This is a genomic window from Hydrogenophaga sp., from assembly GCF_022844385.1.
Classification (GTDB): domain Bacteria; phylum Pseudomonadota; class Gammaproteobacteria; order Burkholderiales; family Burkholderiaceae_C; genus Hydrogenophaga.
Map to the genome: position 1 here is coordinate 1 of NZ_JALHLX010000149.1, position 7510 is coordinate 7510.

Below are 7510 nucleotides of genomic sequence, written 5' to 3' on the forward strand. Positions count from 1 at the left end.
GCCGAGCGCGGCGGCGTGCTGGGCGCCATGGAAACCGGCTACCAGCGCGGCAAGATCCAGGACGAGTCCATGCACTACGAGATGCTCAAGCACACGGGCGAGTACCCGATCGTGGGCGTGAACACCTTCCGCAACCCGCATGGCGATGAAACGCCCGACACGCTGGAGTTGGCGCGCTCGACCGACGAAGAGAAACAGAGCCAGCTCAAGCGCCTGGCCGAATTCCACGCGCTCCACGCCGACGAGTCGCCGGCCATGCTGCAGCGCCTGAAACAGGCGGTGATCGAGAACGGCAACGTGTTCGAGGTGCTGATGCAGGCGGTGCGCGTGTGCTCGCTGGGCCAGATCACCTCGGCCCTGTTCGAGGTGGGCGGCCAGTACCGCCGCAACATGTGAGCGTTCGTTGAGACCGGGTCCGCAGCGCTGCGTGCTGCTCAATCCGCACGCCCAGGGCGGGCGGGCGGCGGCCTTGTTACCGCGGCTGCAAGCGGCCTTGCCGCCCGACGTGGTGCTGCACGCACCGCGCGATCTGGTGGACGCCCTCGCCCTGCTGCAGAAGCTGCCCGAGGGCAGCCGGGTGGTGGCCGTCGGTGGCGACGGCACGCTCAACCGCTGGCTGCCCGCGCTGCTGCAGCGCGGCCACGAACTCGGCGTGGTGTCCGTGGGCACCGGCAACGACGTGGCGCGCTCGCTCGGTCTGCACGGACGTGCACCACTGGCCTCGCTGGTCCACGCGCTCAACGCCGACCCGCGCCTCATGGACGTGGGCTGCGCGGAGTGGATGGACCCGCAGGGCCGCGAATACCGCGTGCTGTTCCTCTCCAGCTTCACCGCCGGTTTTGATTCGGCGGTGGTGCTGCGCACGCTGAGCGGGCCGCGCTGGCTCAGCGGCAGGCCGCGCTATGCCTGGGCCGCGCTGGCCGAGCTGGCCCACCTGCAGACCTGGCGGCTGGACGTCACGGCCAATGGCAAACACCTGCACAGCGGCCCAGCCCTCTTTGCCTCCAGCCTGAACACACCCACCTTCGGCAGCGGCATGCCGGCCACGCCCGCCGCACGCACCAACGACGGCCTGCTCAACCTGCTGCTGGCCGGGGAGTTCGGCCGCCTTGGGGCACTCGCGATGCTGCCGCGCCTGCTCACCGGCACACACCTGGGCCACAGCCGCATCCGCACCCGCGCCTTTGAAACGCTCACCGTGAGCAGCGACCCCGACCTGCCGCTGGCGGCCGACGGTGAATTCCTCGGCTATGCGCGACAGCTGAAGTTGAGCGTGCTGCCGGGTGCGCTGGCGGTGGTGGGGATCTAGATCGAACGGGCCAGCGGCAGGTTCAGCAGCAGGTTCTGCGGCTTGATCTTGAGCAGGCCCTCGGTGTTCATGGCCAGGCCCAGGTACACCGGCTTGCCGCGCACATCAAGCTGCATGTCCTGCGGGTCGTCAAACGTCAGGCGGAACAGGCTGATCAGGCGCTGCTGGCGCTCGGGCGCCACCTCATTGCCCCGGTACAGGTCGTTGAGCAGGGCGGTGGATTCCACATCGAGCCCGACATGCCAGCGCCAGGCTTCGTCATCCACACGCGCCTCGGGCTGCACCTGCACCACCACCCCGTGGAAATGCCGCACCCATTTCTGCAGCACCAGGGCGAGCGCCTTCAGGCCCGACTGCGATCGGTTCATGGTGAGCGTGAGGCCGTGCGAGAGCTCGCGCTGGATCTCGTGCGTGAGGTCGAGCACGAAGTTGAAACGCCCGTTGCCCGCGCGACTCTGCAGGTAGCGCGCGGCGTTGTCGTCGCTCAGCACCTCGATGTTCACCTCGGGAATGGCCGCGCCGCTCTGCATGAGCAGCCGACCCACCGCGCCCAGGCCGCCGGTTTCATTGAGCATGTCCAGCACGTCGCTGTCGCCGCTGAGCACACGACCGTCCTGGACGCGCACGCGCTGGCGGCGAAACAGCATCTCGGCCGCGCGCCACTGCCAGGCGCCATCCAGGCCATCCACGCCGTCGAGCAGGTTGCACACCAGGGCCTGCACCACGAGGTCGAGAAACAGCGGCGGGATCTGCACCGAGCCGGCCTTGAAGAACCCGGCGTAGGCCGCTTCCAGCGAGCCGGCCGACATCACCGCATCGCGAAAGCCCAGGAACAGGCGGTGGTTGGCGCGTGCGTCATCGTCTTCAAACGCGTCGAGCTCGTGCGGAGCCACGGCGCGCGTAGGCGCGTCCATGAGCGATGCGTGCAGCGCCTGTTCGGCCGCACACGACTCTTCAACCAGCGCCAGCTCGGGCCGCTGCAGCCACAGGCGCCAGTATTCATCGGTCGGCACCAGCCAGCCGCGCGGGTTGCGCGTCAAATGGTCAAAGCCGCAGGGGGTCCACAGGGGGGAAGCTAGGGAAGGCATGGCAGGCGCCCGCGGCGCGTGGCCGGCGTGGGTGGGTTTGACAGAAACGCAGGGGCCTGCATTGTCGTTCACGCGCCCTGCCCCCCGGGTTCAAGGGGCCGACTGCAAGGCCCCTGCTTTTCGGGCGCCCGAGATCGCGCGCAACTGGTAGGGCCGCGGTGCATCGCGCACATAGCCCGCGTCAAGCACGCTGCCCACATCCAGCATGGCCTGCAGGGAAACATCGGGCCAGAAGCGCGGGTTGGCGATGTTGTCCACGCCCGGGATGTTTCCGGCCAGTCCGCTCACGTTGCCGGTCTGCACCGCGTTGCCACTGGCAAAGCTGCCGTTGAGCACCGCCTGGTTGCCGGTGCCGGCGAACAGGTTGGCCTTGAGGTTGACCGACTGCGTGCCCGCGTACACCGCCACGAAAGCGCCGCCCGAGCGCGTGATCGCCACGGTGTTGTGCGTGAGCTCCAGCGTGTTGGTGGCGTGGGCAAGGCCTTCGGCGCCGAACGAGACGGCGCTGGGGTTCTGCGCGTTCGGGCCCTTGTGCAGCAGGTTGCCCCGCATCACCACCCGCCCGCCGTTGGGAAAGTCGGCCAGGTAGCTGGCGGTGCCGCCGGGTCCGTCCATCAGGTAGCTGTTTTCAATGACCGACTCGCGTGCCCGGCTCTTGAGGTTGTGGCCCACCTTGGCCTCGTGGAAATGGCTCGCCGAGACCGTGAGCCGGTCGATCTGGCCCACGTAGAGGTTGTGGGTGTAGCCGTCGCCCCGCCCGTTGCGCGCGAACTCGGAGCCTTCGATCACCAGGCTCATGGCACCTGCGCTGGTGAGGATGCCGTTTTCGTTGTCGAAGAAACCGCTGTTGCGGATACGCAGCCAGCCACTGTGCTCGGCACGGATGCCGGCCCCGTTGCGGTCGGGCACGGCGGCGTTGCGGAATTCAACGTTGTCGATGGTGATGTTGCTGCCCGACACCACCCAGATGGCCTTGCCGCCGGCGCTGTTGCCGTCGGCAAACAGGCGGGCCCGGCCGCCCACGCCGCAGAGGGTGAGGTTGTTCTGGCGCCACGTGGCCACGTCGCCCCGGTAGTCGCCCGCGGCGATGCGGATCACGTCACCAGCCTGGGCCACAGCCGCGGCAGCGCCGGGGGTGGCCAGCGCCTGGCCGGGGCCCACGTTCAACACCCGCCCGGTGGCGGTGTCGCAGGCCAGGGCGCCCTGGGGCACGGCAGGCAAGGTGGTCTGGCTCGCCGGAGCGGAACGGGGAGCGGCGGTGTCGTCCGATCCACCGCCACCGCAGGCGCTCAAGGCCAGGGTGGTCAACAGCAGGCAGGTCCAGGGAAGCGGTGTGTTCATCGGTCGGGGTCCAGGGTCGGATTCGGCAAAGGGCGCAGTCTGCCAGCGACACCACGGGCACCGACCGCAGAACGTAGGTCGATGTAACGGCCCGCAACCTGCACGCATGGCGAAGCAGCGAGAACACGCCCGCATCCCGACACAGCCCATACCAAGAGATACATGGCGGCCACCCGGCATGCGCTTCTCAAGGACAATCGCTGCATGCAAAAACACATCAGCCTCATCGGCGTGCCCACCGACATTGGCGCCGGCGCGCGCGGCGCCTCCATGGGGCCCGAAGCCATGCGCGTGGCCAACCTCGCCAGCGTGCTGGAAGGCCACGGCCTGACCGTGATCGACCGCGGCAACCTGAGCGGCCCGCCCAACCCATGGCAACCGCCCACCGACGGCTACCGCCACCTGCCCGAGGTGGCGGCCTGGAACGAAACCCTGCACCACGCGATGCACGCCGAACTCGCACTGGGGCGCCTGCCCATCGTGCTGGGCGGTGACCACTGCCTGGGGCTGGGCTCCATCAGCGCAGTGGCGCGCCACTGCCGCGAGACCGGCAAACAGCTGCGTGTGTTGTGGCTGGACGCCCACGCCGACTACAACACCGCCGCCCTCACGCCCAGCGGCAACATCCACGGCATGCCGGTGGCGCTGCTGTGCGGGCACGGCCCGGCGCTGCTCACCGGCATCGGCGGCACCACACCGGCCATCAACGCCAGCGTGGTGCGCCAGATCGGCATCCGCAGCGTGGACGCCGGCGAAAAGCGGCTGGTGCACGAAGAAGGGCTGGAGGTGTTCGACATGCGCTACATCGACGAGATGGGCATGCGCCACACCATGGAGCAGGCGCTCGCGGGCATGGACGACAACACGCACCTGCACGTGAGCTTCGACGTGGACTTTCTCGACCCCGACATCGCGCCCGGCGTGGGCACCACGGTGCCCGGCGGCCCGACCTACCGCGAAGCGCAGCTGTGCATGGAAATGATCGCCGACACCGGACGGCTGGCGTCCATGGACGTGATGGAACTCAACCCGGCACTCGACGTGCGCAACCGCACGGCAGAGCTGGCGGTGGACCTGATCGAAAGCCTGTTCGGCAAGTCCACTTTGATGAGGAAGGGCTGATCAGCTCTTGCCGACCAGTTCGAGGTGTTCAACCACCGGTGGTTGCGCGAAGAACGGGCCGACGATGGCGCGCCACTGGGGGAACAGATCGGAGCCGCGAAAGCCCACGGTGTGGTCTTCGAGCGTGCCCCAGTAAATCATCAACAGGTAGCGGCCCGGGGTCTCGATGCTGCGGTTGACCTTGTAGCCCTTGAAGCCCTTGGCGTGCGCGATGACGGTCGTCACGCCGCGAACAATGGCCTCTTCAAACGCCGAGCTCTTGAGGGGATCGATGCGGATGTCGGCGTGTTCGAGAATCATCGTGAAGCTCCTGAAATGATGAGGTGGCCAGGCGGTCGTCGAGCATCATGTCGACGGCCTTCTCGGCCATCATGATCACCGGCGCGTTGGTGTTGCCGCCCACCACCGTGGGCATCACCGACGCATCCACCACCCGCAGACCCGCCACGCCGTGCACCCGCAGCCGCGCGTCCACCACGTCCATCGGGCCTGGACCCATGCGACACGTGCCCACCGGGTGGTAGATGGTGTCGGCGTGGTTGCGCACGAACTGTTCGATCTGCGCCGGGCTTTGTGCCAGCACCGAGGTGGCCGACTCGGTGCCACCATGGCGTTTGAGCGCGGGTTGCTCCAGCAACCGGCGCATCACCTGGAAGCCGCGCACCAGGCGCGCGGTGTCGTCGGGGTCCTGCAGAAACGCGGGATCGATCAGGGGCGCCACCTGCGGGTCAGCGCTGGCCAGGCGCAGGCTGCCCCGGCTCTTGGGGCGCAGCAGGCACACGTGGCACGAATAGCCGTTGCCCAGCACCGACTTGCGCCCGTGGTCCACCAACTTGCCCACCACAAAGTGCAGCTGCAGGTCGGGAATGGCCTCGTCGGGTGCGCTCTTGATGAAGCCCCCGGCTTCGGCAAAGTTGGTGGTGAGCAGGCCGCTGCGCTGGCGTCGCCATTCGAAGATGCCGCGCAGTGCTTTCCAGATCCCGCCCGGAGTCAGCCCAAACAGGTCTTTGACCTTGGGGGCATTGACCACGATCACCACGTCCACGTGGTCGTGCAGGTTCGCGCCCACGCCGGGCAGGTCCAGCACCGGGGTGATGCCGTGTTCTTGCAGGTGCGCGGTGGGGCCCACGCCCGAGAGCATGAGCAGCTGGGGTGAGCCGAAGGCGCCGGCGCTCAGCACCACCTCGCCACCGGGTTTGAGGCGCAGTGTCTGCATGGGCCCACGCCCGCCGTTGCCACGGTATTCCACCGCCACCGCGCGGGGCGGGTTCACGTCGGTGTCCATCACCACGCGGGTGGTCAGCGCGTTCGTGATCACCTGCAGGTTGGGCCGCTGCAGGTGCGGCGTGAGGTAGCCCTTGGCGGCGCTGAAACGCTCGCCGTTCTTGTGCGTCACCTGGTAGGCGCCCACACCCTCTTGCTCAGGCCCGTTGAAGTCGGTGTTGTGACGGTAGCCCGCCTGCTGGCCGGCTTCGATGAACGATGCCAGGAAGGGGTTGGGGCTGCGCAGATCCATCACGTTGAGCGGGCCACCCTGGCCGTGCAGCGCGTCGGCGCCGCGTTCGTTGTGCTCGGCGCGCTTGAAGTACGGCAGCACATCGGCGTAGGACCAGCCCGGGTTGCCCTGCGCGGCCCAGCCGTCGTAGTCGGCCGCGTGGCCACGCGCGTAGATCATGGCGTTGATGGAGCTGGAGCCGCCCAGCACCTTGCCGCGCGGCTGGTAACCACGCCGGCCATTCAGCCCGGGCTGTGGCGTGGTGTTGTAGCCCCAGCCGTTCATTTCGAACTTGGCGATCACCGCGAGACCGGCCGGGCAATGGATGAGCACGCTGCTGTCGGGCGGACCGGCTTCGATGAGGGCCACGCGAATGGCAGGGTCTTCGCTCAGGCGGCCGGCGAGCACGCTGCCTGCCGAGCCGCCGCCAACGATGATGTAGTCGTACATGGGGTGTCTCCGTCGTGTGTGGCGCCCGTCAAACCGTGCGCGACAATTGGGCTGCAAGGTAGCACAGGGGTTGGCATGCCGGTAGGCAGTGGCGCCTAAGAAACCGGCCCCGTCGACACCCCGGCGACGCAGGGAAAACCCCACACCACACACATCCACACGCAGGAGAAAACACCACATGAGCAGCATTCAAACGGTCGGCATCATCGGCTCGGGCACCATGGGCAACGGCATCGCGCAGGCCTGCGCCACCAGCGGCATCCGCGTGGTGCTGGTCGACATTGCGCAGACCGCTGTGGACAAGGGCCTGGCCACCGTGGCCGGCAGCCTGGACCGCCTGATCAAGAAAGAAAAGATCACCGCCGCCGACAAGGACAAGGCGCTCGCGCTCATCACCGGCTCGACCAACTACGACGACCTCAAGGGCGCACAGCTCGTCATTGAAGCGGCCACGGAGAGCGAAGGCCTGAAGGTCAAGATCCTGCAGCAGCTTGACGGCCTGCTCGCCGCCGACGTGATCGTGGCCACCAACACCAGCTCGATCAGCATCACCAAGCTGGCCGCCGCCACGAAACGCCCCGACCGTTTCATCGGCATGCACTTCTTCAACCCCGTGCCCATGATGGCGCTGGTGGAAATCATCCGCGGCCTGCAGACCAGCGACGCCACGCACGACGCGGTGAAAGCCCTGGCGCTGGCGCTGGG

The 7510-nt window shown here is 67.9% G+C and carries 8 protein-coding genes; 4 read left to right on the forward strand and 4 right to left on the reverse strand.

The annotated features are described in order from the left end of the window. The coding region (locus tag Q0C59_RS17310; RefSeq protein WP_291217859.1) for a methylmalonyl-CoA mutase family protein at positions 1 to 396 on the forward strand (396 nt) is incomplete at its 5' end. A gap of 31 nt (positions 397 to 427) precedes the next feature. Then, the gene (locus Q0C59_RS17315; RefSeq protein ID WP_291217861.1) at positions 428 to 1309 is read left to right on the forward strand and encodes a diacylglycerol kinase family protein; all 882 of its coding nucleotides are present in this window, start codon (positions 428 to 430) and stop codon (positions 1307 to 1309) included. Here the strand turns inward: Q0C59_RS17315 and Q0C59_RS17320 are convergent. Together Q0C59_RS17320 and Q0C59_RS17325 are read right to left on the reverse strand one after the other, a co-directional pair. Next, positions 1306 to 2397, reverse strand: a complete 1092-nt coding sequence (locus tag Q0C59_RS17320) for a DUF6352 family protein (RefSeq protein ID WP_291217863.1) — start codon at positions 2395 to 2397, stop codon at positions 1306 to 1308. The two genes, Q0C59_RS17315 and Q0C59_RS17320, sit on opposite strands and share 4 nt — an antisense overlap. 90 nt (positions 2398 to 2487) lie before the next feature. After that, positions 2488 to 3738, reverse strand: a complete 1251-nt coding sequence (locus Q0C59_RS17325) for a right-handed parallel beta-helix repeat-containing protein (RefSeq protein ID WP_291217865.1) — start codon at positions 3736 to 3738, stop codon at positions 2488 to 2490. Between the two features lie 204 nt (positions 3739 to 3942). Here Q0C59_RS17325 and rocF point away from each other — a divergent pair, with 204 nt between their 5' ends. Beyond that, positions 3943 to 4860, forward strand: coding sequence for an arginase (rocF, locus tag Q0C59_RS17330; RefSeq protein ID WP_291217867.1), 918 nt, complete (start codon positions 3943 to 3945; stop codon positions 4858 to 4860). Here rocF and Q0C59_RS17335 read toward each other — a convergent pair whose 3' ends face one another. Continuing rightward, entirely contained in the window at positions 4861 to 5160 is a 300-nt protein-coding gene (locus tag Q0C59_RS17335) for an antibiotic biosynthesis monooxygenase (RefSeq protein WP_291217869.1), read from the reverse strand. Next, the gene (locus tag Q0C59_RS17340; RefSeq protein ID WP_291217871.1) at positions 5105 to 6805 is read right to left on the reverse strand and encodes a GMC family oxidoreductase; all 1701 of its coding nucleotides are present in this window, start codon (positions 6803 to 6805) and stop codon (positions 5105 to 5107) included. The genes Q0C59_RS17335 and Q0C59_RS17340 overlap by 56 nt, the downstream gene beginning before the upstream one ends. A gap of 178 nt (positions 6806 to 6983) precedes the next feature. Between Q0C59_RS17340 and Q0C59_RS17345 the strand changes: the two genes are divergently transcribed. Beyond that, the coding region (locus Q0C59_RS17345) for a 3-hydroxyacyl-CoA dehydrogenase NAD-binding domain-containing protein (protein WP_291217874.1) at positions 6984 to 7510 on the forward strand (527 nt) is incomplete at its 3' end.